At 55.0% G+C, this 26,192-nt stretch carries 23 protein-coding genes; 8 read left to right on the plus strand and 15 right to left on the minus strand.

All coding sequences use genetic code 11. The features are described from left to right. Nucleotides 1-109: 109 nt before the first annotated feature. The 3 genes from cdd to sanA all read left to right on the plus strand — a co-directional run bounded on the left by cdd (nt 110) and on the right by sanA (nt 3,722). Nucleotides 110-1,009, plus strand: coding sequence for a cytidine deaminase (gene cdd, locus AC6I8T_RS14055; RefSeq protein WP_208723962.1), 900 nt, complete (start codon nt 110-112; stop codon nt 1,007-1,009). 157 nt (nt 1,010-1,166) lie between these two features. Then, on the plus strand, nt 1,167-2,864 hold the full coding sequence (locus AC6I8T_RS14060; protein WP_021184990.1) for an NAD-dependent malic enzyme: 1,698 nt from the start codon (nt 1,167-1,169) through the stop codon (nt 2,862-2,864). Between the two features lie 138 nt (nt 2,865-3,002). Beyond that, nucleotides 3,003-3,722, plus strand: coding sequence for an outer membrane permeability protein SanA (gene sanA / locus AC6I8T_RS14065; RefSeq protein ID WP_021184991.1), 720 nt, complete (start codon nt 3,003-3,005; stop codon nt 3,720-3,722). A gap of 64 nt (nt 3,723-3,786) precedes the next feature. Here sanA and mglC read toward each other — a convergent pair whose 3' ends face one another. The 7 genes from mglC to AC6I8T_RS14100 all read right to left on the minus strand — a co-directional run bounded on the left by mglC (nt 3,787) and on the right by AC6I8T_RS14100 (nt 12,022). After that, complete coding sequence (mglC, locus tag AC6I8T_RS14070; RefSeq protein WP_013509791.1) at nt 3,787-4,797, minus strand: galactose/methyl galactoside ABC transporter permease MglC; 1,011 nt, start codon at nt 4,795-4,797, stop codon at nt 3,787-3,789. An 18-nt stretch (nt 4,798-4,815) separates the two neighbouring features. Further along, nucleotides 4,816-6,336, minus strand: coding sequence for a galactose/methyl galactoside ABC transporter ATP-binding protein MglA (mglA, locus tag AC6I8T_RS14075; protein ID WP_021184992.1), 1,521 nt, complete (start codon nt 6,334-6,336; stop codon nt 4,816-4,818). Nucleotides 6,337-6,406: 70 nt separating this feature from the next. Continuing rightward, the gene (mglB, locus tag AC6I8T_RS14080) at nt 6,407-7,402 is read right to left on the minus strand and encodes a galactose/glucose ABC transporter substrate-binding protein MglB (protein WP_021184993.1); all 996 of its coding nucleotides are present in this window, start codon (nt 7,400-7,402) and stop codon (nt 6,407-6,409) included. Nucleotides 7,403-7,706: 304 nt separating this feature from the next. After that, a complete protein-coding gene (gene galS / locus AC6I8T_RS14085) occupies nt 7,707-8,747 on the minus strand; it encodes an HTH-type transcriptional regulator GalS (protein WP_021184994.1) in 1,041 nt (346 codons plus the stop codon). 147 nt (nt 8,748-8,894) lie between these two features. After that, nucleotides 8,895-10,049 carry a DUF418 domain-containing protein YeiB gene (gene yeiB / locus AC6I8T_RS14090; protein WP_021184995.1) on the minus strand — a complete coding sequence of 385 codons (1,155 nt, stop codon included), beginning with the start codon at nt 10,047-10,049 and terminating at the stop codon, nt 8,895-8,897. A gap of 52 nt (nt 10,050-10,101) precedes the next feature. Further along, a complete protein-coding gene (gene folE / locus AC6I8T_RS14095; RefSeq protein WP_013509796.1) occupies nt 10,102-10,767 on the minus strand; it encodes a GTP cyclohydrolase I FolE in 666 nt (221 codons plus the stop codon). 124 nt (nt 10,768-10,891) lie between these two features. Continuing rightward, entirely contained in the window at nt 10,892-12,022 is a 1,131-nt protein-coding gene (locus tag AC6I8T_RS14100) for a YbfB/YjiJ family MFS transporter (RefSeq protein WP_208723961.1), read from the minus strand. A gap of 102 nt (nt 12,023-12,124) precedes the next feature. Here AC6I8T_RS14100 and ptrR point away from each other — a divergent pair, with 102 nt between their 5' ends. The 3 genes from ptrR to fghA are packed head-to-tail and all read left to right on the plus strand — an operon-like array spanning nt 12,125 to nt 15,076. Beyond that, entirely contained in the window at nt 12,125-13,036 is a 912-nt protein-coding gene (gene ptrR / locus AC6I8T_RS14105) for a putrescine utilization regulator PtrR (RefSeq protein ID WP_021184997.1), read from the plus strand. A 60-nt stretch (nt 13,037-13,096) separates the two neighbouring features. Next, nucleotides 13,097-14,221, plus strand: coding sequence for an S-(hydroxymethyl)glutathione dehydrogenase/class III alcohol dehydrogenase (locus tag AC6I8T_RS14110; RefSeq protein WP_021184998.1), 1,125 nt, complete (start codon nt 13,097-13,099; stop codon nt 14,219-14,221). 12 nt (nt 14,222-14,233) lie between these two features. Continuing rightward, nucleotides 14,234-15,076, plus strand: coding sequence for an S-formylglutathione hydrolase (gene fghA, locus AC6I8T_RS14115; RefSeq protein ID WP_497834053.1), 843 nt, complete (start codon nt 14,234-14,236; stop codon nt 15,074-15,076). A gap of 94 nt (nt 15,077-15,170) precedes the next feature. Here the strand turns inward: fghA and AC6I8T_RS14120 are convergent, their stop codons facing one another. The 4 genes from AC6I8T_RS14120 to yieE form a co-directional block, all read right to left on the minus strand. Continuing rightward, entirely contained in the window at nt 15,171-15,959 is a 789-nt protein-coding gene (locus tag AC6I8T_RS14120) for an ABC transporter ATP-binding protein (RefSeq protein WP_021185000.1), read from the minus strand. Further along, complete coding sequence (locus AC6I8T_RS14125) at nt 15,959-17,038, minus strand: FecCD family ABC transporter permease (RefSeq protein WP_021185001.1); 1,080 nt, start codon at nt 17,036-17,038, stop codon at nt 15,959-15,961. Before AC6I8T_RS14125 ends, AC6I8T_RS14120 begins: the two co-directional genes overlap by 1 nt. A 132-nt stretch (nt 17,039-17,170) precedes the next feature. Next, nucleotides 17,171-18,637, minus strand: a complete 1,467-nt coding sequence (locus AC6I8T_RS14130; RefSeq protein WP_497834054.1) for an amino acid permease — start codon at nt 18,635-18,637, stop codon at nt 17,171-17,173. 123 nt (nt 18,638-18,760) lie between these two features. Then, a complete protein-coding gene (gene yieE / locus AC6I8T_RS14135) occupies nt 18,761-19,627 on the minus strand; it encodes a DNA-binding transcriptional regulator YeiE (protein WP_208723958.1) in 867 nt (288 codons plus the stop codon). Nucleotides 19,628-19,736: 109 nt separating this feature from the next. On the opposite strand from yieE, the gene AC6I8T_RS14140 reads away from it, so the two are divergent. Next, entirely contained in the window at nt 19,737-20,798 is a 1,062-nt protein-coding gene (locus AC6I8T_RS14140; protein WP_208723957.1) for a YeiH family putative sulfate export transporter, read from the plus strand. A 39-nt stretch (nt 20,799-20,837) separates the two neighbouring features. Beyond that, entirely contained in the window at nt 20,838-21,683 is an 846-nt protein-coding gene (gene nfo, locus AC6I8T_RS14145) for a deoxyribonuclease IV (protein ID WP_021185008.1), read from the plus strand. A gap of 55 nt (nt 21,684-21,738) precedes the next feature. Here nfo and fruA read toward each other — a convergent pair whose 3' ends face one another. The 4 genes from fruA to AC6I8T_RS14165 all read right to left on the minus strand — a co-directional run bounded on the left by fruA (nt 21,739) and on the right by AC6I8T_RS14165 (nt 26,045). Continuing rightward, a complete protein-coding gene (fruA, locus tag AC6I8T_RS14150) occupies nt 21,739-23,430 on the minus strand; it encodes a PTS fructose transporter subunit IIBC (RefSeq protein WP_208723956.1) in 1,692 nt (563 codons plus the stop codon). Nucleotides 23,431-23,446: 16 nt separating this feature from the next. Continuing rightward, nucleotides 23,447-24,385 carry a 1-phosphofructokinase gene (gene fruK, locus AC6I8T_RS14155; protein WP_021185010.1) on the minus strand — a complete coding sequence of 313 codons (939 nt, stop codon included), beginning with the start codon at nt 24,383-24,385 and terminating at the stop codon, nt 23,447-23,449. Next, entirely contained in the window at nt 24,382-25,512 is a 1,131-nt protein-coding gene (fruB, locus tag AC6I8T_RS14160; protein ID WP_021185011.1) for a fused PTS fructose transporter subunit IIA/HPr protein, read from the minus strand. The genes fruK and fruB overlap by 4 nt, the downstream gene beginning before the upstream one ends. 278 nt (nt 25,513-25,790) lie before the next feature. After that, nucleotides 25,791-26,045, minus strand: a complete 255-nt coding sequence (locus tag AC6I8T_RS14165; RefSeq protein ID WP_036626791.1) for a YkgJ family cysteine cluster protein — start codon at nt 26,043-26,045, stop codon at nt 25,791-25,793. Nucleotides 26,046-26,192: the final 147 nt, after the last annotated feature.

Raw genomic sequence — 26,192 nt, forward strand, 5'->3', positions numbered from 1 at the left:
AGATCTCTCAAAGTTGAAACGCGCAAATCGTCTTACATTGTCAGAGAGATATAGATCACATATAAACCTTCTGGCGGCGTGCCGCCGCTGACGAGGTAACGAGGCCATTATGCATCCAAGATTCACTTCCGCTTTCTCTGCCCTGCCGCTCAGACTGCAACAGGCGCTGCAACCCTTGCTGGACGCGGCCGATTTTCATGGCGTGCTGCATGCCAATGAAGTGACACAGCTACAGCAGGCTACCGGTCTGGATGCAGATGCCCTCGCTCTCGCGCTGTTGCCATTGGCGGCATCCTGCGCGATTGCCCCGGTGTCGAACTTTAACGTGGGCGCGATCGCGCGCGGCATCAGTGGCAACTGGTATTTTGGTGCCAATATGGAGTTCCGCAACGCCCCGTTGCAGCAGACAGTACATGCTGAGCAAAGCGCTATCACCCATGCCTGGCTGCGTGGTGAAACCCGGCTGGAAACCATCACCGTCAACTACACACCTTGCGGGCACTGCCGCCAGTTTATGAATGAACTGAACAGTGGCACCGCAATTCGCGTCAGCCTGCCGGGACGGGCAATCCGCACCCTTGGCGATTATCTGCCCGATGCCTTTGGCCCGGCAGATTTGAATATTGCCGAACGTTTGCTCACCCCGGTTGATCATGGTTTTGCTTTGCAGGGCGATACACTGCAACAGGCAGCCATCGAAGCCGCCAATCAAAGCCATGCACCCTACAGTCAGAGCTACAGCGGCGTGGCGCTACGCAGTCGCAGTGGGCAGATTTTTACCGGACGCTACGCCGAAAATGCCGCGTTTAATCCCAGCCTGCCACCGCTACAGGCAGCATTGATTCTGATGAATATGCATAACGAAGCCCTGGATGGCATTCAGCAGGCGGTACTGGCGGAGTGTCAGACGGCAACCCTCAGCCAGCGAGATGCCACGCGTGCGACACTTGCGGCGCTGGGTTGTCATGCGTTTGCAACAGAAACCTTGTCAGCCATCGCAGTTAAGTGATCCTTTTACCGCTTTTGTGACCTTTTATTAACAAAAGCTGTACATCCGCAGGAAATTTCATAGGATCGGGCGCCAGAAATCACTTCACAATAAGAAAGGCTGGCGTTACCTTTCCCGGCGACACGCCAGAAAACACTGCAACCGGAGCAAACATTGCATGGAACTCGAGTACGAAAGTAAACGTCCGCTGTATATTCCTTACGCGGGTCCGATCCTGCTGGAATTTCCGCTGTTGAACAAAGGCAGCGCCTTCTCTCTCGAAGAACGTAATGAATTCAATCTTAATGGCCTGCTGCCCGAAGCGGTTGAAACCATTGAAGAACAGGCAGAGCGTGCCTGGCGTCAATTCCAGGATTTTAAGAACAATAACGACAAGCACGTCTATCTGCGTAATATCCAGGACACCAACGAAACCCTGTTCTACCGACTGCTGGACAATCATCTGGAAGAGATGATGCCGATCATCTACACCCCGACGGTCGGTGCCGCCTGTGAACACTTCTCCGAGATTTATCGTCGCGCACGCGGCGTGTTTATTTCCTATAACAATCGCGACCGCATCGAAGACATGCTGCAAAACGCCACCAAACAGAACGTGAAGGTAATTGTGGTCACGGATGGTGAACGTATTCTCGGCCTCGGTGACCTCGGCATCGGCGGCATGGGGATCCCGATTGGTAAACTTTCGCTGTATACCGCCTGTGGTGGCATCAGTCCGGCGTATACCCTGCCGGTAGTGCTGGATGTAGGTACCAATAACCAGCAATTGCTGAATGACCCGCTGTACATGGGCTGGCGTCATCCGCGTATTTCTGGCGAAGAGTACGAAGCCTTCGTTAATGATTTTATCCAGGCCGTTAAACGCCGCTGGCCGAAAGTTCTGCTGCAATTTGAAGACTTCGCCCAGAAAAACGCCATGCCGCTGCTGGAACGTTATCGTGATGAAATCTGCTGCTTCAACGATGATATTCAGGGCACCGCCGCGGTGACCGTGGGTACGTTGATCGCCGCCAGCCGTGCCGCAGGCAGCCGCCTGTGCGAACAAAAAGTGGTGTTCCTGGGTGCCGGTTCTGCTGGCTGTGGTATCGCCGAACAAATTATCGCGCAAATGAAGTCGGAAGGTCTGAGCGATGATGAAGCACGCTCTCGTGTCCTGATGGTGGATCGCTTTGGTCTGCTGACCGACAAATTGCCAAATCTGCTCGATTTCCAGAGCCGTCTGGTGCAGAAGAGCGACAATCTGAAGGGCTGGGATATCACCAGTGATTCGATCTCTCTGTTGGATGTGGTACGCAACGCCAAACCGGATATCCTGATTGGTGTTTCCGGACAGCCAGGTCTGTTCACCGAAGAGATCATTCGTGAGATGAACAAGCACTGCAAACGCCCGATTGTGATGCCGTTGTCCAATCCAACCTCGCGCGTTGAAGCAACTCCGGCAGATATTATCGCCTGGACCGACGGAGCCGCACTGGTGGCAACTGGCAGTCCGTTTGCACCGGTGAACTGGAAAGGTAAAACTTATCCGATTGCCCAGTGCAACAACTCCTATATCTTCCCCGGTATCGGTCTGGGTGTGATTGCCGCGGGTGCTTCGCGCGTCACCGATTCGATGCTGATGACCGCCAGCCGCGCTTTGGCTGATTGTTCACCGCTGGTGAATGATGGTGAAGGTCCGGTGCTGCCGGAGATCAAGGATATCCAGGGCGTATCGAAAGTGATTGCGATGGAAGTGGGCAAAGCCGCGCAGCTGGCAGGTGTCGCGGTGGTGACCTCAGAAGATGTCCTGTCACAAGCCGTCAACAATAACTTCTGGCTGCCGCAGTACCGTCACTATCGTCGTACTTCAATCTGATGCTGTTCCATGCCGGGCTGTGACACAGGCCCGGCAGTGCTTAAAAAAACGCCAGCCAACTGGCGTTAACTTGCTTCCCGCAGATGCCTAAAGTAGCCTTTAACCATTACTTTTTCCGCCAACCGAGTGCCTGCGTGCATGATTAAACGCATTTTCATTGGTCTGCTTTTCATCATCTTACTGATGATGGCGACCGCGCTTGGCCTCGATCGCTGGATTAGCTGGAAAACGGCTCCTTACATCTATGAAAACGTTGCCTCGCTGCCGCATCGGCAGGTCGGCGTGGTGTTAGGCACTGCCAAGTATTATCGTACCGGCGTTATCAACCAGTATTACCTGTATCGCATTCAGGGCGCACTCAACGCCTACAACAGTGGCAAAGTGAATTACCTGCTGCTGAGTGGTGACAATGCGCTGCAAAGCTACAACGAGCCGATGACCATGCGGCGCGATTTGATCAAAGCAGGTGTCGATCCAGCGGATATCGTGCTCGATTATGCTGGATTTCGTACGCTGGACTCGATAGTGCGCACCCGCAAGGTTTTCGACACCAACGATTTCATCATCATTACCCAGCGTTTCCACTGCGAGCGTGCATTGTTTATCGCCTTACATTTAGGGATCCAGGCGCAGTGCTATGCCGTGCCTTCGCCAAAAAATATGCTGACAGTGCGTTTCCGCGAGGTGGGTGCTCGCCTGGGTGCGCTGGCGGATCTTTATCTGATGAAACGTGAACCGCGATTTTTAGGGCCGCTGGTGCCAATCCCGGCACTGCATGAAGTGCCGGAGGATGCACAGAGTTATCCGGCAGTCACACCGGAACAGTTGCTGGAACTGGAACAGAAGCTGAAGAAATAACCCGATGCCGCTACGGGAATAACAAAAGGGCCGCTTATAGCGGCCCTTGTTGTTAACGGTATGGTTATTTCTTGCGTGCGTATTTCAGTGAATCCAACGCCACGGCGAAGATAATGATGCCGCCCTTGATGATGTACTGCCAGTAAGGGTTAACACCGATATAGGTCAGACCGTAGTTAATAACGGTGAAGATGATCACACCGGTCACCACACCCGCTACCGTACCAACACCACCGGCGAAGGAGACGCCGCCGACCACACAGGCCGCGATCGCATCCAGTTCATACATAAAGCCGAGGTTGTTGGTAGCACTACCGATACGCCCCGCTTCCAGCATCCCACCGAAGGCATAGAACACCCCCGACAACGCATACACCAGAATCAGGTTCAACGGGACGTTTACGCCAGAGACTTTCGCCGCTTCCGGGTTACCACCGATAGCGAAGATGTTTTTACCGAAACGCGTTTTGTTCCACAGAATCCACACGAACACGATAGCGATGATGGCGTAGAAGGTGATGTATGACAGTTTGAAATCGCCAAAGCGGAAGAAGCCCTGAGCAAACTTCGAGAAGCCCGCATCAAAACCAGCAATCGGCGATGCACCGACAAAGTCGTAATACAGCGAGTTAATACCGTAAACGATGATCATGGTGCCAAGGGTGGTGATGAACGGGGTCACTTTCAGGTAAGCAATGATGACACCGTTAACCAGGCCGATGATACCGCCAATCACGCACACGGTGAGGATCACCAGCGGAATCGGCACGGTATCAAGATGCGGGAACACCTTGTTAGCGTTATCCATCGCCTGCAACAGCGTTGCTGCCACCACCGCCGCCAGGCCAACCTGACGACCTGCCGACAAGTCAGTACCCTGGGTGACAATCAACCCGGCGACACCGAGTGCGATAATAATACGCACTGATGACTGGGTCAGAATATTACTCAGGTTCATTAAACTTAAAAATGTCGGATCCTGGAAAATAATAATAGCCAGCAGTACCAACAGGACAACGTAAATGCCGCCCTCTTTTAACCAGGTTAGCGCATTCTTTTTAGTAGTCGCTTTCATGTTAAAGCCCTTGCTTCATTAAAGGTGTAATGACGCTAAACGCAGGATTTCATTCTGCGAGGTCGTTTTAGTATCAACAATGCCCGCTACCTGTCCATTACTCATCACCAGAATGCGATCGGTAATGCCCAACAGTTCTGGCATTTCAGAAGAGATAATAATGATGCCCTTTTCTTTCTTCGCCAGCTCAGCAATCAACTGGTAAATTTCGAATTTTGCCCCAACATCAATACCACGAGTGGGTTCATCCAGCATCAGAATTTCCGGCTGAGTGAGCAACCAGCGGCCAATAATTACCTTTTGCTGGTTACCGCCAGAAAGCGATCCAATTTGTGTATGGTGCCCGGGCGTTTTCACCCGCATCGCATCAATCACCCATTGGGTGTCGCTTTTCATGCGTTTATTGTCCAACAGCCCCATATTATTTTTATACTTTCTGATATTAGAAATAAGCGAGTTAAATCCAATATCGAGGTAAGCATAAATACCGGTAGAACGACGTTCTTCCGTGACCAGCGCAAAACCGTGGTTAATGGCTTCGTTGGCGCTGTGGTTATTAATCGCTTTACCGTGCAATTTGATGGTGCCGCCCGATTTTTCGCGAATACCAAACAGCGTTTCGACGATATCGGTACGTTTGGCCCCCACCAGCCCGGCAATACCCAGGATTTCACCTTTATGCAGATCAAACGAGATATCGCGGATCGACGGTTGGCGCAGCGACGTCAAATGACGCACTTCCAGAATCACTTCACCCGGCACGTTGATTTTGTCCGGGAAGCGCTGGTTAAGCGAACGCCCCACCATCATGGCGATGATCTTATCCATATCCAGCCCTTCCAGCGGCTGGGTGGCAATCCATTGTCCATCACGCAGAATGGTAATCTCATCGCATAACTGGAAAATTTCTTCCATCTTATGCGAGATATATACGATGCCGCAGCCACGATCTTTTAACTTACGGATAATAGTAAAAAGATGATTAACTTCTTTTTCCGTCAGCGATGAAGTGGGCTCATCCATAATAACGATTTTGGCGTCATAGGAGAAAGCCTTGGCAATTTCAATCATCTGCATTTGTGAAACAGAAAGATTGGCCACTTTATCGCGTGGGTCGATATCAATATCCAGTTCTTCAAAGATCGCCTTGGTATCGCGATACATTTTATCCTGATCAACAAACACGCCTTTGCGCGGATAGCGGCCCAGCCACATGTTATCCATTACGCTGCGTTGCAGAACCAGGTTTAATTCCTGATGCACCATCGACACGCCATTTTCCAGCGCCTCTTTGGAGCTTTTGTAATCAATTTCCTCACCCTGAAACAGGATGCTCCCCGTATCCTTTTTATAAATCCCAAACAGACATTTTAATAATGTGGATTTCCCGGCACCGTTTTCACCCATTAATGCGTGAACTGAGTGAGGGCGCACTTTTAAATTCACATTATCTAAGGCTTTAACCCCTGGAAATGATTTTGAGACATTCGTCATCTCCAGCAGATATTCACGCTGTGTGGTCGGATTATCACTGGCCATAATTTACCTGGCTAAAAAAAGCGTTGGTCAGATGCAATAAGGCGCGGCGAAACGCCGCGCCCAGGACGGATTACTTCACAAACTGGGACAGATTTTCTTTATCTACCGGTACATAAGGAACACGGACGATCTTATCAACCATCTTGAAGTTGGTACCTTCAGTCGCTGGCTTGCCGTCAGCCAGGTTTTTCGCCATATCCAGCGTAGCTTTGGCCTGGTTTTCCGCATCGTTCAGCACCGTACCAGCCAGCGCGCCAGATTTGATCAGCGCCAGGGCTTCCGGCAGGGCGTCAACACCGAACACCGGGATAGAGGTCATGTTGTGTGCTTTCAGTGCTTCAACCGCACCCATTGCCATCGCATCGTTGTTGGCGATTACCACTTCGATTTTCTTAGAGTTAGGGCCAGACAACCAGGCGTCCATCTTATCTTTCGCCTGTGCGGTGTCCCACATCGCGGTATCCATCGCTAACTGCTGGGTTTTGATACCGTCTTTGTTCAGGGTATCAATAACGTATTTGGTACGGGCTTCCGCATCCGGGTGGCCCGGTTCGCCTTTCAGCAGCACAAACTGGATTTCGCCATCTTTGTTCAGATCCCACGCCGGAGTCGCTTTCCAGTGTTTCTCAATCAGTTTGCCCTGGATAACGCCAGACTCTTTGGAGTCAGTACCCACGTAGTAGGCTTTGTCATAGCTGGCCAGCACTTTCGCGTTCGGTTCTTTGTTGAAGAACACCACCGGCACATCATTCGCTTTGGCTTTATCAATCACCACCGCCGCTGCCGCCGGGTCTACCAGGTTGATCGCCAAAGCTTTCACGCCTTTGGCCATCAGCACGTCAATCTGGTCGTTCTGTTTTGACTGGTCATTCTGCGAGTCATTCATCAGCAGCTGCACGCCGCCCACTTTCTTCGCTTCACTCTCAATGTCCTTACGCACCATGGACATAAAGTTGTCGTCATATTTGTAAATGGTCACGCCAATACGGGTATCGGCGGCGTGAGCAGTTGCACCAAACATCATGCTGGCAACCAGTGCTGTGAGCGTGAAAACCTTCTTATTCATGGTATCTCCGGTTTTTTTATGCAGGGTATTTCATCGCGCCGTGCTGCTCTGCGGCAGACAACGCAGTCGGTTGAAACTCTCTGATGGGTGGTTGCATAACGCTTAAGCCGAACCCCATCGTTTTCCTGACTTCCCTGTGCGTAACCGCTTCCTGAAGAATGTTGTGAACCATTTCAATCGGCTGCTGAAACCATACCGGGGAAGGAAAACCCGGCGTTACATAATGTTTCAGTCCGGTAAGACGCTGCCATCATAGTGAGCGCCATGTTAATTAACTGTGAATACAATCACAGATTGAAAACGGTTACACTGCCCCATCGCCTGAATTAGTGACGGACTCCACATTTTGCCGCTGGGCCACGGAGTGGCGACGCACCAGCGTTGGCATAAAGCAATGCGTGGCATTGTGATCAAGTTCGCCAGCCGCCCCTTTCAGCGCCAGTTCGGTAGCCAGTTTTGCCATTGAAACAATGGGATAGCGCACCGTCGTCAGTTGCGGATCGGTATAACGCGAGATAGGAATGTCATCGAAACCGATGACGGAGAAATGTTGTGGCACCTGAATGCCGTTATCCTTCAGCGCGGTGAGCGCGCCTGCGGCCATGCCGTCGTTATAGGAAAAGACGGCGGTTAAATGTTGGTTACGTCCCAGTAACTCCACCATCGCCGCTTCACCGCCTTGCATATCGGGTTCAGCCTGGGCGATCCAACTCTCTGGCGGGCGTATTCCCTGCTCTGCCAGCGCCTGCAACCACCCTTCACGGCGCTGCGCGACGTCCTCAATCGGATGGCTGGAGCTGAGGAAACCAATGCGTTGATGGCCCTGCTGTAACAACATGCGCGTGGCAACCAGCGCACCGGTGACATTATCCAGACAGACGCAACGGTCCTCATAGCCTGGAATAGTACGATTAATCAGTACCATACCCGGAACCTGTTCGAGGAATTGCGCCAGCTCGGCGTCTGAAAGCGTTTTCGCGTGTACCACCAGCGCGTTGCAACGCTGGCGGATCAACACCTCAATCGCGTGGCGTTCTTTCTCTTCCTGATGCCAGGAATTGCTGATCAGCACATGTTTATGCATACGCTGAGCGACGGTATCAACCGATTTCACCAACGCACCAAAAAAGGGGTCAGACACGTCCATCACCACGACACCAATGGTATCGCTGACCTGGGTTGCCAGCGCCTGAGCATTGGCGTTGGGGCGATATCCCAAGGTTTCCACCGCCTGTAGCACGGCGTCGCGGGTATCTGGCGTAACGGCACTGCTGTTATTGAGCACTCGCGAGACGGTGGCTACCGACACACCGGCCTGACGGGCGACATCACGAATCGTTATCATGCAGCTGTTCCACAGAGGAGAAAATGCGCCTGGCGCGCGTAACGGCGCTATTCTGTCAGGGCATTTGTGGGCACAGCGTGAATTACGTCACACGGATGAAAACGGTTACATACAATTCTGCAACCTTTGTGATGGCCGTCATTATCTTTACGGGATCGCGTTACTTGATTTACCGGCAGCAAGGGCGGTCAGTTTCCGCCATAGCCACTCCATCGGCCCCTGGCGGAACGCGCGCAACCACAATACGGAAAACAGGATATTAACCAGCCAGATAGCCGGAACGAAAGCCAGCAGGTGCAGCCGGTCAAACTTCATAAACAGGCCAAAACGGTAGAACAGCGTGGTGCAGATTAAGGTCTGAAGCAGGTAGTTACTGAGCGCCATGCGTCCGACACATTGAATGGCAAAGCTGATGCGCGTGCGGGCGATTTGCGGCCAGAATCCCAGGCAAAGCGCGGCATAGCCGAGGCTGATAAACGGGCTGGCCACATCGCGCGGCACCTGTAAGTAAAAGCCACTCCAGAGGAATTCCCAACCAAGGTGCCACTGGGCGACGATGCCGGGGATGGCAATCAACCAACCCACACCCAGCAACATCACTGCCGCACGTCGATAATGCTGCACGCTGAACTGGCCGCTCAGCCAGCCGCTGCGCATCAGTGCCGCACCGATCAGCATCAATCCCGCCAGTTGCCAGCCGTATTGTGATGCCAGCGCCATCAGGCTGGATGCAAGGTGATCGAGCCGGTTTTGCACCGTCTCCCAACCGCCCAGCAGCTTCCAGTAACGTTCATATTGCAGATCGGCCGCTCCCGGCAACCAGGAACGGCTGGGCTGCGGCGTGGAAATCGCCCCAAACACCACCAGCACCCCACACCCCACCAGATACAGCAGCACGCCAGTTTGCAGCAAGGCTCGATCGGAGGGCACTTCACGCAGCATGCGCCAGATAATCAGCCCAACCAGGCCATAATCCAGCAGGATATCCCCTTCCCAAAAAAACACCGCGTGGATAAAACCAAGCAGCACCAGCAGCGATAAGCGCGATGTTATCCAGCGGCTGCCGCGCGGGATCTGCATATGCAGACCGGCCCCGAACAATAACGCAAACATTGTGAGGAATTTGAGTTGGGCCAGGCCATCCATGATCGCCCAGGTCCAGGCATCGGACAACGATATGTCACCCTGCCAGGCCGGGTTGAGGTAGGCCGCCGAAGGTAAACCAAAGCCGACAATGTTGAGCAGTAAAATGCCGAGGATGGCGCAACCACGAATGAAATCCAGCGCGAGATAGCGTTGCATCGGGTGTCCTGAGAGAAAAATGAAAACGGGCGGCAAACGCCGCCCAAATTAATTAGTTGTGACGCACTGCGCGCAGAAACTCCTGACGGGTATTCTGGCTGGATTTGAACAAACCACCTAACGAGGTGGTGGTGGTCGCACTGGTGGCATCCTTGACGCCGCGCGCTTTCACGCAGTAATGCACCGCATCGATCGACACCGCCACATTGTTGGTGCCCAGCAACGTTTGCAGCGCCACCAGCACCTGCTGGGTCAGACGCTCCTGCACCTGGGGGCGCTGGGCAAAGAACTGCACGATGCGGTTGATTTTCGACAGGCCAATGACCTTGTCTTTCGGGATATAAGCGACCGTGGCTTTCCCATCGATAATCACAAAGTGATGTTCGCAGGTGCTGGTCAGCGTGATATCACGTACCGTCACCATCTCATCCACTTTCATCTTGTTTTCGATAACGGTGATTTTCGGGAAGTTGGCGTAGTCAAGACCTGAGAAAATTTCATCAACATACATCTTGGCGATGCGATGCGGTGTTTCCATCAGGCTGTCATCTTCCAGGTCGAGATTCAGCAGCTGCATAATTTCGGTCATATGACCGGCGATCTGACGCTTACGGGTTTCGTCGTCCATCTCGCGCACCGGGGCGCGTAACGGCGTTTCCAGGCCACGCGCCAGCAGCGCTTCATGAACCAGGGCGGCTTCCTGACTTAAGGTGCTCATCGTACTCTTCTCCGGCAGGTGATGCGCCCGCAGATTTTTGCCTGCGGGGGAAATTCTGAGCGCGTATTGTGAAACACTCCGCGCCCTTAATCCAGCAATCAATCTGATTGGAGATGAAAGCTTTTCATGGTGCCGCGCGACGCAACACCAGAGCTCCGGCCAGCAACAAACCGGCTCCGGCTACCCACAACGCCGGCTCCAGCTGATGCCACAGCAGCGAGGAGATCCACGACAATAATGGCCCACCCAATTGCCCGACGGCATAACCGGTGGTCAGCAGCCCGGCCAGATAACGTGTATGCTGCGGAGCCAGTTCGCGGCCATACTGCAACGCCAGCTGCACCACGCACAGGAAGCCGCCACCAATTAACGCAGCCCCGATCATCAGGCCATTCAGCCCCGGCATAACACTGGCCGCAATCACCCCCAACGCCTGCGCCCATAACACCAGCGCAAGGCGAAAATGGCTGGTGCCCCAATGTCGGGTCAGGATGCCCAGCACAATCCCCAACACCGCCGCACCGCCGAATACCGGCCAGACAAACTGCGCAAACGCGCTGTGCGGGAAACGCGCAGCAGCCATTTGCGACAGAAAGGTGGCGGGCAGAATATAACCGAATCCGGCCAGGCTGTAGCTCAGCACCAGTCGCTTCAGGTTGCCATTCAGCACCAACGGTGCAGGTGCCTGATCGGGACGATGGAGCTGGCCCTTGCGCGGCAGAAATCGTGCGATGGCGGCAATCAATACCAACGCCAACAGGCCATAAGCGCCCCATGCCAGCGCCGCGCTGGCACCGATGGCGTGCAGCAGTACCGCCAGCATGCCGCTGAGGAAGATGCCGGTACCCGGCCCGGCAAACACCGCCGCCGACAGGCCCGGACGACCGTGGTGCAGCAGCTGCTCATTACTCCACGCCGCCACCAGCACCATCGCCCAACCACTGGCACAACCGATCAGGAAACGGATCAGCCCATGCATCCACGGGCCACTGACGCAGGCGGAGATCAACGTCAGCACCACCGCGCCCCAGACCCCCATCTGTAAACGCCACTCAACGCGTTTGCGTGCGCGCATGGCATCAAAAGAACCGCACAGATAACCGAGGTAGTTGAGCGCCGCCACCAGGCTGGCGCTGGTTAAGGTCAGCTGATGGTCCTGAATCATCAACGGCACCTGCGGCGTGAAAGCAAATCGCCCAATCCCCATAGCAACCACTAAACTTAAGAATGCGCTGAGCGCGACGCGAAACGGCATAACCAACCCCTGATCTTGTTTTATCACTTGCCTCAAGCATGCGCGATGTTTAAACTCACGAAAAGTGAATAATACTAACTAAGTTGTTTACGAGAAGAGAATATGGATTTAGTCCAGTTACGTATGTTCTGTTCTGTAGCCGAAACCGGCTCGCTGGTTCGCGCGGCGGAACAACTGCACCGTGTCCCCTCCAACCTCACTACCCGCCTGCGTCAGCTGGAGGAAGAGTTAGGAGTGGATCTGTTTATCCGCGAGAAACAACGTATCCGTTTGTCGCCGATGGGCCATAACTTTCTGAATTACGCCCAGCGTATTCTGGCGTTGAGCGATGAGGCGCTGAGTATGACACGCGCGGGCGAACCCGGCGGCAATTTTGCCCTCGGCTCGATGGAAAGCACTGCGGCAACCCGTCTGCCTGGCCTGTTGGCGGCTTATCATCAGCGTTTTCCTGCGGTGGCGCTCTCGCTGATCACCGGCACCTCCGGGGAGATCATCGATAAAGTGCGCGAAGGTACACTGGCGGCAGCGCTGGTGGATGGCCCGGTCACCCACGACGACTTAAACGGTTGTATCGCTTTTCGGGAAGAGATGGTGCTGATCACCAGCCTTGAACATAAACCGATTAAAAACGCACGGGATACCCAGGGCGACACGCTGTTTGCCTTCCGTAACAGCTGCTCGTATCGCGTCAAACTTGAGTCCTGGTATCGCGACAGCCAAACCGCACCGGACAGCGTGATGGAAATCCAGTCCTACCACGCCATGATGGCCTGTGTGGCGGGAGGGGCCGGCGTCGCGATGATCCCGGCCTCGGTGCTGAACCAGATGCCGGGTAAAGTTCGGGTACAGGAACACGCGTTGCCACCGGAGTATCGCGACACCGCCACCTGGCTGATGTGGCGGCGTGATGCCTTCACTCCCAACGTGGAAGCGTTGAAGTATTTGATTATTGAACAATTTGACGACCGGCCGCTCAATGATGAGTTAATGCATCCTTTGCATGCTGCTGAGTAATTTTAACCCTTATCACGACCAACGGGCTGTTTGGCCCGCATCTACAGGAAGAGGAATTGCATGAACATGATTAAAACCCGTGCCGCCGTTGCCTGGGCAGCTGGTGAACCGCTGAAAATCGAAGAAGTGGATCTGATGCCACCACAGAAAGGCGAAGTGCTGGTGCGCATTGTGGCGACCGGTGTGTGCCACACCGATGCTTATACCCTGTCGGGTAAAGATCCGGAAGGCGTGTTCCCGGCGATCCTTGGCCATGAAGGCGGCGGCATCGTGGAAGCGGTTGGTGAGGGTGTGACCAGCGTGGCCGTCGGCGACCATGTGATCCCGCTGTACACCCCGGAGTGTGGCAAATGTAAGTTCTGCCTGTCGGGCAAAACCAACCTGTGCCAGGCGATTCGCGCCACCCAGGGCAAAGGCTTGATGCCGGATGGCACCACCCGTTTCTTTAAAGACGGTCAGCCGATTTTCCATTATATGGGTACCTCGACCTTCTCTGAGTACACCGTCGTGCCGGAAATTTCGCTGGCGAAAATCAGCAAAGAAGCGCCGCTGGAAGAAGTGTGCCTGCTGGGCTGTGGCGTCACCACCGGTATGGGTGCGGTGATGAACACCGCCAAGGTGAAAGAAGGCGATACCGTGGCGATCTTCGGCCTGGGCGGTATCGGTCTGTCGGCGATTATCGGCGCGAAAATGGCGAAAGCTGGCCGCATTATCGGTATCGATCTCAACACCAGTAAATTCGATCTGGCACGCAAACTGGGCGCCACCGATCTGATTAACCCGAAAGATTATGACAAGCCGATTCAGGATGTCATCGTCGAGTTGACGGATGGCGGCGTGGATTTCTCATTCGAATGTATCGGTAACGTCAACGTGATGCGCTCCGCGCTGGAATGCTGCCACAAGGGTTGGGGCGAATCCGTGATCATCGGTGTGGCGGGTGCCGGGGAAGAGATCTCCACCCGTCCGTTCCAGTTGGTGACCGGTCGCGTATGGCGTGGTTCCGCATTCGGCGGCGTGAAAGGCCGTACCCAGCTGCCGGGTATCGTGCAGGATTACCTCGACGGGAAATTCGCGCTCAACGATTTCATCACCCACACCATGCCGCTGGAAGAGATTAACGACGCCTTTGAGTTGATGCATGAAGGAAAATCCATCCGCTCGGTGGTGCATTTCAACAAATAAGCAGGAGGCGTTATGGCATCCACTCTGGAATTGCTGGAAGAACATCGCATGTTTGGTGGCTGGCAACAGCGCTGGCGGCATTATTCAGCGGTGCTGAACTGCCCGATGATCTTCAGCATTTTTTTGCCGCCGCCGCAAGACGACACACCGCCGCCGGTGGTGTGGTTCCTCGCCGGACTGACCTGTACCGACGAGAACTTCACCACCAAAGCGGGTGCGCAGCGCGTGGCGGCGCAGCTGGGTCTGGTGCTGATTATGCCGGATACCAGCCCACGCGGTGACGATGTGGCGAATGACAGTGCTTACGATCTGGGCCAGGGCGCGGGGTTCTACCTCAACGCCACCCAGCAACCGTGGGCCGCGCATTACCGCATGTTCGATTATCTCAGCAAGGAGTTACCGGCACTGGTCGCCGATAACTTCAAGTTGAGCGAACGACAGTCGATTATGGGGCATTCGATGGGCGGCCACGGCGCATTGCTGCTGGCGCTGCGCCTGGGCGGACGTTTCTCTTCGGTGTCCGCTTTTGCACCCATCGTAAATCCGACGGAAGTGCCGTGGGGACAGAAGGCGTTCAGCGCCTATCTGGGCGAGGATCGTGCCGCCTGGCGTGAGTACGATAGCTGCCTGTTGATGAGTGAGGTGGAAAATCGCCTGCCAATCCTGATCGATCAGGGTGACAACGATCAGTTCCTGGCGGATCAACTGCGTCCGGAACGTCTGGAAGAGGTGGCGCGTGAACAGGGTTTCCCGCTGGAGTTACGTATTCAGCCGGGCTACGACCACAGCTACTTCTTTATCGCCAGCTTTGTTGAAGACCATCTGCGTTTTCACGCGAAGCATTTACTGGTGTAACTGACAAAACCTACGTAGCGGCGCGATTTATCGCGCGAGTCTTGAGCACGCAGCTCGAAAAAAACGCGCGATAAATCGCGCCGCTACGAACGCCTTAAATGATAGATTCGGCTACCAGCCCATCAATCATCACCTGCGGCATACCACGCGAGCAGCATTCAATGCGGCCGCGCACCCCATAAACCTGAGCCAGCGTCTCCGGCGTGATCACCTGAACCGGCTCGCCGTCAGCCAGCAGCGTCCCGTTTTTCAACATCAACGCATGATCGGCATGGCGCAGCGCAATGTTGATATCATGTACCACCACCACGGTGACGATATTGCGCAATTGCGTTTCACGGCGTACCAGATCCATAACGTGGAACTGATAGTTAAGGTCCAACGCACTGAGCGGCTCATCGAGCAGCAACAACTCCGGGCGACGAATTAAGGATTGTGCCAAACCGACTAACTGTTTCTGCCCACCCGAGAGTTGGTCCAGATAGCGCATGGCCAGATGTGCAATGCCCAACTGATCCAGCAGATGCATAATTTCTGCTTCGCTGGCTGCGCTGTGCAGACCACCAGAAGCGCGCTGCGCGACAATGATCGATTCCAGCACATGCAGATGCACCCCGGCGGGTAGGGTCTGTGGCAAATAAACCACACGCTGGGCACGACGGGCAAACGGCTGAGTCATCAACTCTTCACCATTCAACCACAACTCGCCCTCCCCCTTGCTTAACCCCGCCAGCGCACGTAGCAGCGTCGACTTACCACAACCATTTGGCCCCAGCAGCACGGTGATTTTACCGCGAGGCAGTTGTGGCACATTGAGGTCTTCAATGACTTTGCGTTTGGGGTAGCCCGCGTAAAAGTGGCTGAGACGTAATCCTTGCTCCATCACACATTCCCCCGATGACGCAAAATAATACTCAGGAAGAACGGCACGCCAACCAGAGAGGTCACGATACCGACCGGAATGATGACGCCGGGGATCAGGTTTTTCGATGCCACAGAAGCCAGCGACAGCACCAGCGCACCGATCAGCGCACTGGCAGGCAGATAATAACGATGGTCTTCACCGAACATCATACGGGCGATATGCGGCGCCACCAGGCCAATAAAGCCAATCGGCCCAACAAACGCCACTGCCAACGCGGAAAGGATGCTGATACGCAGCAGGGTGGCGAGGCGCAGACGGCGCACGTCAATACCGAAACTGATGGCACGATCTTCACCAAGACGCAGCGCGGTCAGCTTCCAGCTACTGAGCATCGAGAAAGGCAGCAGAATGGCAAACGCAGCGGTTAGCACGCCGAGTTTCTCCCAGGATGCGCGCGCCAGACTACCCATGGTCCAGAACACCAATCCCTGAAGCGTATCTTCGCTGGCGATAAACTGCATCATCGACACCAGCGCATTAAAGGTAAACACCAGCGCGATACCAAACAGCACCACGCCTGAGGTAGAGACTCGCGTCCAACGTGTAATGCCGTCCAGCATCAGCGCGGCAAACAGCGCGAAGATAAAGGCGTTAGCCGAGATAAACCACTGGTCCGGTACGCCGGGAATACCAATGCCGAGAATAATCGCCAGCGCCGCACCAAAAGCCGCCGCAGAAGAGACACCAAGGGTGAAAGGGCTGGCCAGCGGGTTATTAAGGATGGTTTGCATCTCCGCACCGGCAAGCCCGAGCGAGAATCCGACCACAATCGCCATCAGCGCATAAGGCAGGCGGATATCCCAGACAATCACTCGTGTACCCGCATCGACGCTATCGGGGTGCGTCAGGGTTTGCCACAGGGTATCTAGTGAAAGACCGGCCGGGCCAAGAGTGAAATCGAGAATTAATGATGCCAGAATCGCCAGCACCAGAACGCCAATCAGCAACATCCTCTGACGCAGCACCTGGTGATAGCGCGTCATGGTATCGATATCGTTGCTGTTTTCCGCCACCAGCGCGGCTTCCGTGGTACGCATTGATCTACCTGTTCCCCGTTGCAATCATAACGGCTGCCACAATAGAGCAGGTGATAATAATTATCAATTTTATCTCTGTTACAAAGAAGCAAAAAAAAGCGCGGACTTTGCCGCGCATTTCTCTTTATTACGTCACTCTTTAAACGTCGGGAAATCCATTTCGTTGTATTTCACAAAACGGGTGCCACGCACCAGCTTGTAACCCAACCAAATCACCAGGAACAGTGGAATACCGATATAGGTTGCCACCACGCCGTACCAGTCAATACGGTCTGCCAGGAACGCCTGATAATTCTGGCCCAGTGTAATAATCAGACACAGCACAAACGCGAAGATAGGTCCAAGCGGGAAGAAACCTGAGCGATAGGGTAAATCCGCCAGATCCCTGCCCTGCGCCATATAGCCGCGACGGAAACGATAGTGGCTGATGGCAATGCCCAACCAGGCGATAAAGCCGGTCATACCCGAGGTGTTCAGCAACCACAGATAAACTTCCTGGTTACCAAATTTCGAGGTCAGGAAGCACAGCCCGGCAACCACGGTGGTGGCATACAGCGCGTTACGCGGCACACCGCCTTTCGACAGTTTGCCAAAAATACGCGGGGCTTTACCTTCACGCGCCAGATTGAACAGCATACGGGTCGAGGCATACATGCCAGAGTTACCCGCTGACAACACCGCCGTCAGGATCACCGCATTCATCACCGCCGCCGCAGACAGCAAACCGGCATTCTGGAACACCAGGGTGAACGGGCTGATGCTGATATCGGTGATGTCGTTATGCAGCAGCTTAGGATCGGTATACGGCAGAATCAGGCTGATGATCAGAATGGCGAACACGTAAAACAGCAGGATACGCCAGAACACCTGACGTACCGCACGCGGAATATTCTTCGCCGGATCTTCAGACTCTCCCGCAGCGATACCAATCAGTTCGGTACCCTGGAAGGAGAAACCAACAATCATTGCCACGCCAATCATCGCGGCAAAACCACCAGCAAACGGCGCATCCCCTACCGTCCAGTTATGCCAGCCCGCATTTTCCGCGCCACGCATAATGCCGACGATCATCAACACGCCGACCACAATAAAGATAATCACGGTGGCGACTTTAATCAGCGAGAACCAATATTCCGCTTCACCAAAGCCTTTAACCGAGATGTAGTTGAGCAGGAACATCAGGCCGAGGAACAGCGCGCTCCAGATCCAGCCGGGGGTATCCGGGAACCAGTAGTTCATTACCAGCTGAGAAGCGACGAGATCGACCGCGATGGTCACTGCCCAGTTGTACCAGTAGTTCCAACCCAGCGCGAAGCCGAAGCCCTCTTCCACGTATTTGGCACCGTAGGTGGCAAAGGAACCGGACACTGGCATAAAGGCGGCCAGTTCGCCGAGGCTGGTCATCAGGAAGTAAACCATCAGCCCGATCAGCGCATAGGAGAGCAGCGCACCGCCCGGACCAGCCTGAGAAATGGTGGCACCCGAGGCGACAAATAGACCAGTGCCGATCGATCCGCCAATGGCGATCATAGTGAGATGGCGCACTTTTATTTCACGGCGCAGCCCAGGTTGTTGTGTTGTTTTTGAGTCATTATGCATGTGTAAACGCTATGCTGAATAAAAATAAGGCGCGATTGTAGCAGCTAAGCCTGCTCTGTATAGCATTCACGTCGGGTTATTAGTTACGTTCATAATCGTTACAAAATTATTAGCCAGTTGCGTTTACTCGCGGCAATACGTCAGGAAACGGTTGAGTGCTTTTGACAGGTGTTTCTGCCGATGATGGATGCGATACAGGGTGCGTGTCAGACGCGGCAGCGGCACCGCTACCTCAACCAACGTGCCGGCTTCCAGCAGATCAGCAATCACCCGCCGTGACAGGCAACTGATGCCCATCCCGTGGCGCACCGCGTGTTTGATCGCCTCGGAATTCCCCAATTCCATACCCAGTTGGAACTGCGGCAAATGCGACAGCAGCAGATAATCGACGATTTCACGCGTACCGGAACCGCGCTCACGCAGGATCCAGGGGGCAGCCGCCAGACTTGCCAGGGTGATCGGTTGTTGCAGGATGGCGGCATCTGGCGCGGCAAACACCACCAACTCATCTTCCAGCCAGGGTTCGCTAATCAATTCCGGCATATGGCATGGCCCTTCAATCAGACCAATATCCACGCGGAAATCAGCCACTGCATTGATGGCATCCTGGCTGTTACCCACGCTCAGTTCCAGCGGCAGCGCGGGAAAATCGCGCCGATACGCCGCAATCATGCCCGGCAACAGGTAGTTGCCAATGGTGCTGCTGGCGAACAGACGGATCGCCCCGTTGTCCTCTTTAAACAGCTGCTCGATTTCGCCAGCCTGCTCCAGTAACCCAACGGCGCGCGGATAAAGCAGACGACCATGCTCGTTTAACACCAGACGTTTGCCGACCCGGTCAAACAGTTGCACGGCAAGCTGGCTTTCCAAATCCGCCAGCGCGGCGCTTACCGCCGACTGCGACAGCGCCAAAACCTGCGACGCCTGCGTCGTTGAGCCACTTTTCAGTACTTCAGTAAAAACCTCGATCTGACGCAGCGTAATGTGCACGCGTCCTCCTCACATTGCTTACCACTTATAATGGTTAATTATAAATATATTATCAATTTCACTTTTAAGCCAGCCAGGCGCACGCTAAAGACCTACTAAGGAGGAGTGTATGGCTGACATAAGCGTAAGCAAAACCCCGTTTCCCTTTCATCACTGGCTACCCGGCTTGCTGCTGACTGCCGCCATTGCGGGCTGTGCCGCGTTACTGGCTCAGCAGCCCTGGCTGGCTGGCGCAGGGTTTGGTGCATTAACGCTGGCGATTATTTTGGGCATCCTGCTCGGGAACAGCCTGTATCCCCGTCTGGCCAGCCAATGTGATAGCGGCGTGCTGCTGGCGAAACAGCGTCTGTTGCGTCTCGGCATTATTCTGTATGGCTTTCGCATTACCCTACAGCAAATTGGTGATGTTGGCCTGAGTGGCGTGTTGATTGATGTGCTGGTGCTCAGCTCGACTTTCATGTTGACCTGTTTTCTCGGCATTCGCCTGCTGAAAATGGATCGCGAAACCGTGTGGCTGATTGGTGCGGGTAGCAGCATCTGTGGGGCAGCGGCAGTACTCGCCAGCGAACCGATTATCAAAGCCGAGCCGTCAAAAGTGGCCGTCGCGGTCGCCACCGTGGTGCTGTTTGGCACCCTTGGCATCCTGTTATATCCGGTGATCTGGACGCTGATACCGCCGGTCAGTGAAGCGCATTTTGGCATCTACACCGGTTCGACGCTGCATGAAGTGGCTCAGGTAGTCGCTGCCGGTCATGCTATCGGCGCGGATGCGGAAAACAACGCGGTGATCGCCAAGATGCTGCGCGTGATGATGCTGGCCCCTTTTCTGCTGGTGCTGGGCAGTTGGTTACGCCGTCAGCGCAGTCACAGCAGTACGCGTTCTCAACCGGTGGCCTTTCCGTGGTTTGCCCTGCTGTTTATTGGCGTGGCGTTGTTTAACTCATTGCATCTGTTGCCTGCCAACGTTGTGGGTGGCATCAACCAACTGACAAACCTGATGCTGGCGATGGCGATGGCCGCGCTTGGCTTGACCACCCGCTTTAGCGCGTTGAAGCAGGCTGGCGTTAAACCTCTGCTGCTGGGATCGATGGTGTTTATCTGGCTGATTATCGGTGGCGGCGCACTGAATGTGCTGGTGCAACATTTCATGGCCCAGGTACATCCGCTATGATGGGCGTTTTGCAAAACCCAGCCCATTCAGGAGAGCGGCATGAAATATATCGGCGCACATGTCAGTGCATCAGGCGGCGTAGACCAGGCAGTGATCCGTGCCCACGAACTGGAAGCCACAGCTTTCGCGCTGTTCACCAAAAATCAGCGCCAGTGGCGCGCCGCCCCCCTCTCCGGCGAGGTGATTGATGCGTTCAAAAGCGCCTGCGAGACGTATAAATTCACGCCAGGCCAGATTTTGCCGCACGACAGCTATCTGATTAACCTTGGCCACCCGGTGATGGACGCCCTGGAAAAATCCCGTGATGCCTTTATTGATGAAATGCAACGCGCTGAACAACTTGGCCTGACGTTGTTGAACTTCCATCCGGGCAGCCATCTGCAACAAATTGAAGAAGAGGCCTGCCTGAAACGTATCGCGGAGTCGATCAATATCGCGCTGGAGCAGACGCACAACGTTACAGCCGTGATTGAAAACACCGCCGGTCAGGGCAGCAACCTCGGTTTCCGCTTTGAACATCTCGCGACCATCATTGAACACGTCGAGGATAAATCACGCGTTGGCGTGTGCATTGATACCTGCCATGCCTTTGCCGGGGGTTATGACCTGCGTACGGAAGAGGCCTGTGTCGCGACCTTTGCTGAGTTTGAACGCATTGTTGGTTTTCAGTATCTGCGCGGGATGCATTTGAATGATGCCAAGAGCACCCTCGGCAGCCGTGTTGACCGTCATCACAGCCTTGGCGAAGGCAATATCGGTAAAACCGTGTTTAGCTGGCTGATGAAAGATGCACGCTTTGATGGTATCCCGATGATTCTGGAGACTATCAACCCGGACATCTGGAAAGACGAAATTGCCTGGCTGAAGTCGGAACAGCAAGGATAAAAAAAGGGGCGACCTTACGGTTCGCCCCTTTGCTTTTCCTGGTGTTGGCGTTAAATCAGGCGGCTTTGGTTGCCAGCTCTTCTTCCGGGCGTTTCAGGATAGCGTAGCCAAGGCCCGCCACCGCTGTACCAATCACGATGGACATCAGGTAACCCAGTACCGGCGTAATCGCCCCTGGAATCAGCAGCACGAACAGACCACCGTGTGGTGCCATCAGCTTCGCGCCAATTGCCATCGAAATCGCACCGGTCACCGCCCCACCAACGATACAGCATGGCAGGACACGCATCGGATCACGCGCTGCGAACGGAATCGCACCTTCAGAGATAAAGCACAGGCCCAGTACCAGCGCAGCTTTGCCACCTTCCTGCTGACCTTTGTTGAATTTACGACGCGCAACAATAGTCGCCAGACCCATCGCCAGCGGTGGCACCATACCGGCGGCCATAATCGCGGCCATCGGTGCGTAAGTCTGCGAGCTCAGCAGTCCCACACCAAATGCGTAGGCCACTTTGTTCACCGGACCACCCATATCGGTACACATCATGCCACCGAGGATAGCGCCCAGCAGGACAGCGTTCGCCGTACCCATGTTCGCCAGCCAGTGAGTCAGGCCGCTCATGATGCCCGCTACCGGTTTGCCTACCACGTAAATCATCAACAGGCCGGTGATCAGACTGGCAACCAGCGGAATAATCAGAATCGGTTTTAGCGCTTCCATACTTTGCGGCAACTTCACTTTGCTGCTCAGCATCTTCGCGGCGTAACCGGCAATGAAACCGGCGATGATACCCCCCAGGAAACCGGCGTTAATGCTGGTCGCGATCATCCCGCCGATCAGACCTGGCGTCAGACCCGGGCGGTCAGCAATGGAGAAGGCGATAAAGCCTGCCAGCACCGGCACCATCAGGGCAAAGGCGCTGCCGCCACCAATCTGCATCAGCGCAGCGGCGAGGGTGCCCGGCTCTTTAAACGCGGTGATACCGAAGGCGAAGGAGAGCGCAATACTCAGACCACCAGCCACCACCATCGGCAGCATGTACGACACGCCGGTCAACAGGTGACGATAAGCACCGGTTTTTTCCTGCTTATCTTCCTGGCCGCCAGAAGCACGCGCACCGCTTGGCTGGTAAGTTTTGGCTTCGGTCTGGGCTTTATCCAGTTCCTGCGCGGTTTTCTTCAGCGCAAGGCTGGTTGAGGTACGGTACATCGGCTTCCCGGCGAATTTCGCCAGATCCACATCGATATCGGCCGCAACCACCACCAGATCGGCAGCTGCCACTTCTTCCGGGGTGATAGCGTTACCCGCACCCACGGAACCGCGGGTTTCCACTTTCACCCACCAGCCACGTTTTTTAGCTTCAGCTTCAATGGCTTCGGCAGCCATAAAGGTATGCGCTACGCCAGTCGGGCAAGCGGTGACAGCAACGATGCGTTTCGGCCCGCTGCTCTGTACCGCAGCCGGGGCGGCAACCGCACTTTGCACCGGTTGGGCGTTGGCTTTCGCCTGGCTGATTGTCGCCAGCGGATCGCGCAGCAGCTGCTGAACATCCACCAGCGCCAGTGATTTGCCTGCCAGCTGTGCATCGCTCGGGGCGTTGTGACCCGCCACCAGCACCAGATCGGCGTCAGCAGCATTTTCTGTAAGGGTAAGACCAGCCTGCGCCGCAACCGCACGCAAACTTTCCATCGCTAAATGACCTGAGGCGAGGCCCAGGGAAGAATCTTTAATCAGCAGCGTTTTCATTATACCTCTCCTGCTGTTAGTTAACGGGTTGTAAGTCAACACGCGCCATCATCGCGGCCAACTGGGTACGATCGGTAACCCCAACGTTGCTCTGGCTGACGGCCATAGCCGCCACTGCCGTTGCAAGACGCAGGGTGTGTTCACTGGATTCGCGCATCAGCAGGCCATAAATCAGTCCACCAACCATTGAATCCCCGGCACCTACGGTGCTGACCACTTCACACGCAGGCGGTTTGGCAATCCATTCGCCTGAAGCATTCACCCACAGCGCCCCTTCTGCTCCGAGTGAAATCACTACATGGGCTATGCCCTGCTCGCGCAGCTCATGCGCGGCGTCAATCACATCTTTCAGCGTCGGCAGCTTACGCCCCGCCCAAATCTCCAGTTCGCGGCGATTGGGTTTTACCAACCACGGCGCGGCTTTCAGACCTGCCACCAGCGCTTCACGGCTGCTGTCGAAAATGATGCACGGACATTGGGTGCGCAGATCGCTCATCCACTGGGTAAAGGCTTCCGGCGCCACCCCTGCTGGCAGGCTGCCGCTGACGCACACCATGTCGAACTGACCAAGCCAGGTCAGAGAGTCGGCGGTGAAGCGCTCCCAATCCTGGGCGGTGACGTCAAAACCGGAAAAGTTCAGGTCGGTCACTTCACCGTCTTTTTCCGTCAGCTTGACGTTGATACGGGTACGGCCCTGCACCACCTGAAAACGGTTGGCGATACCCAGCTCGCTGAACAGCTGCTGAAAGCCGTCCTGGTTCTCTTTACCAAGAAAACCACCCACGGTGACATCGATGCCTAAGTCTTTCAGCACTTTCGCGACATTGATGCCTTTACCTGCGGCATGCAGGCCGGTGGTTTTGACCAGGTTAACTTCCCCGCGCTCGATCTCCGGCGTATAGCCGACCAGATCATAAGCCGGGTTAAGTGTGATGGTGGCTACGCGACGACTCATGCTACCCCCTCGCCCAGGCCGCTATTAATGGCCTCTTCAATGGCATTCAGTGCCTGCTGTGCATCTTCACCGCTGGCGGTAAAGCGCAGGCGATGACCTTTCTTCACACCCAACGCAACCACTTTCATCAGGCTGCGACCATTGGCGGGTTTACCGCTGCCGTCAAGGTTGGTGACGGTGATGTCGCTGTTAAACTGTTTGATCACGCTGACCAACGCGGTACCCGGACGGGCATGCAAACCGTGTTCGTTACGGATGGTGTATTCAGCGGTCAGCATATCGGCTTGTTCGTCCACTTCGCTGGTCAGCAACGCCAGAATCCCGGCAGCATCGGCTTTCAGCAGACGTTCAGCTTTATTGGCATGCAGTAAGCTGCTGAGGTAGCCCAGCACTTCCAGCGGACGGTCGTCGCTGGCTGCCACGGTCACCAACAGCGCCACGTTTTCACCGGCGTGGTCAAACGGTGTTGCCGCACGGCTGACGGCCACGGCGCTGTTCAGGTTGCCGATGGCGCTATCGCTCAACCAGATGCCCTGGCCGAGACTCAACGGCGCGTTTGATACCACGCTGGCAACGAAACCAGCATCCACGGCACCTGCCGCCTGTAAACGACCGGCGTTCAGTGCCTGCAACGTCATCAGGTCACTGGCAGCAACATCGACTGCAATCAAGGAAGTATCGAATTTGAATTCCGCCGCCTGCTTTTCACCCATCAGCAGCGCACGCAGATCTTCTGCCGATGCAGTTTTCAGCTGCTCGGCAATGCTGTCATCGCTGAGTACATGGGTCAGCTGACGCAGCAAGGCGAGATGTTCGTCGGATTTCGCGGCAATACCGATGGCGACATACGCCGTCTGGCCGTCGCCCCACGCCACACCCTGCGGGAACTGGAACACCTGCACGCCGGTTTTCAGCACCAAATCGCGGGTGTCGGTCGTACCGTGTGGGATGGCAATGCCGTTGCCGAGAAATGTGGTGGTTTGCTGTTCGCGCGCCAACATGCCATTAACGTAGCCTTCCGCTACATTGCCCGCAGCGGTTAACGCTGCCGCGACCTGACGAATGGCTTCTTCTTTGTTCTGTGCGCTGGCACCGGTATGAATGGCCTGAACTTCGAGCTGGAACATATCTCTCCTCGCTTGCTGAATTGAATCGTTTCAGCTTGATGGCGAAAAAATACGCTGTACGACATCGGCTTAGCCGGGACGACAACGCTGAAACGTTTCAGGGAATATGGTACAGCTCTGCCCGACAGGCAAGAAAATGCGTAATCGACGTAGCAGATTTTTGACGCTACGCACACTTCAGATGTGATTTAGGATTTTCGCCAGATGCAACGCTGACGGTTTTGCTGTAACGCCAGCGGCAGTTAAAGCCACCATTTCAGCAAAATATCAGCAAATCTTCAGGGCGCGGTATCCGCTTCTAATTTCAGCAGATAAATCATGGCCTCAGCGCGACTGGTGTGACACATTTCGGCGCTGGGTTGCAGGCCCGCGCACACCGCCGGGCGTAACGGTGAACCAAATATTTTACAGCGTTGCTGGGCATCAAGCTGAATGCAGGGGGTATTGGCCGGTTTGCCATTGGGCATGCCAGGAATGGGAGATGAGATGGAGGGAGCTGTGCAACAGGCACCGCACTGGTCACGACACAACATTACAGGTACCTGCACCGGGATTTCGCGGCGACAATAGCAGGCTACCTGTGGGAACGCCACTTCATTTCCCGTAGCGGCGCGATTTATCGCGCTCTTTTGACCTTTGGGTATAAAAAACCGCGCGATAAATCGCGCCGCTACACAATA

The sequence above is a fragment of the Pantoea sp. X-Soil-OKNW-556 genome (assembly GCF_059730695.1).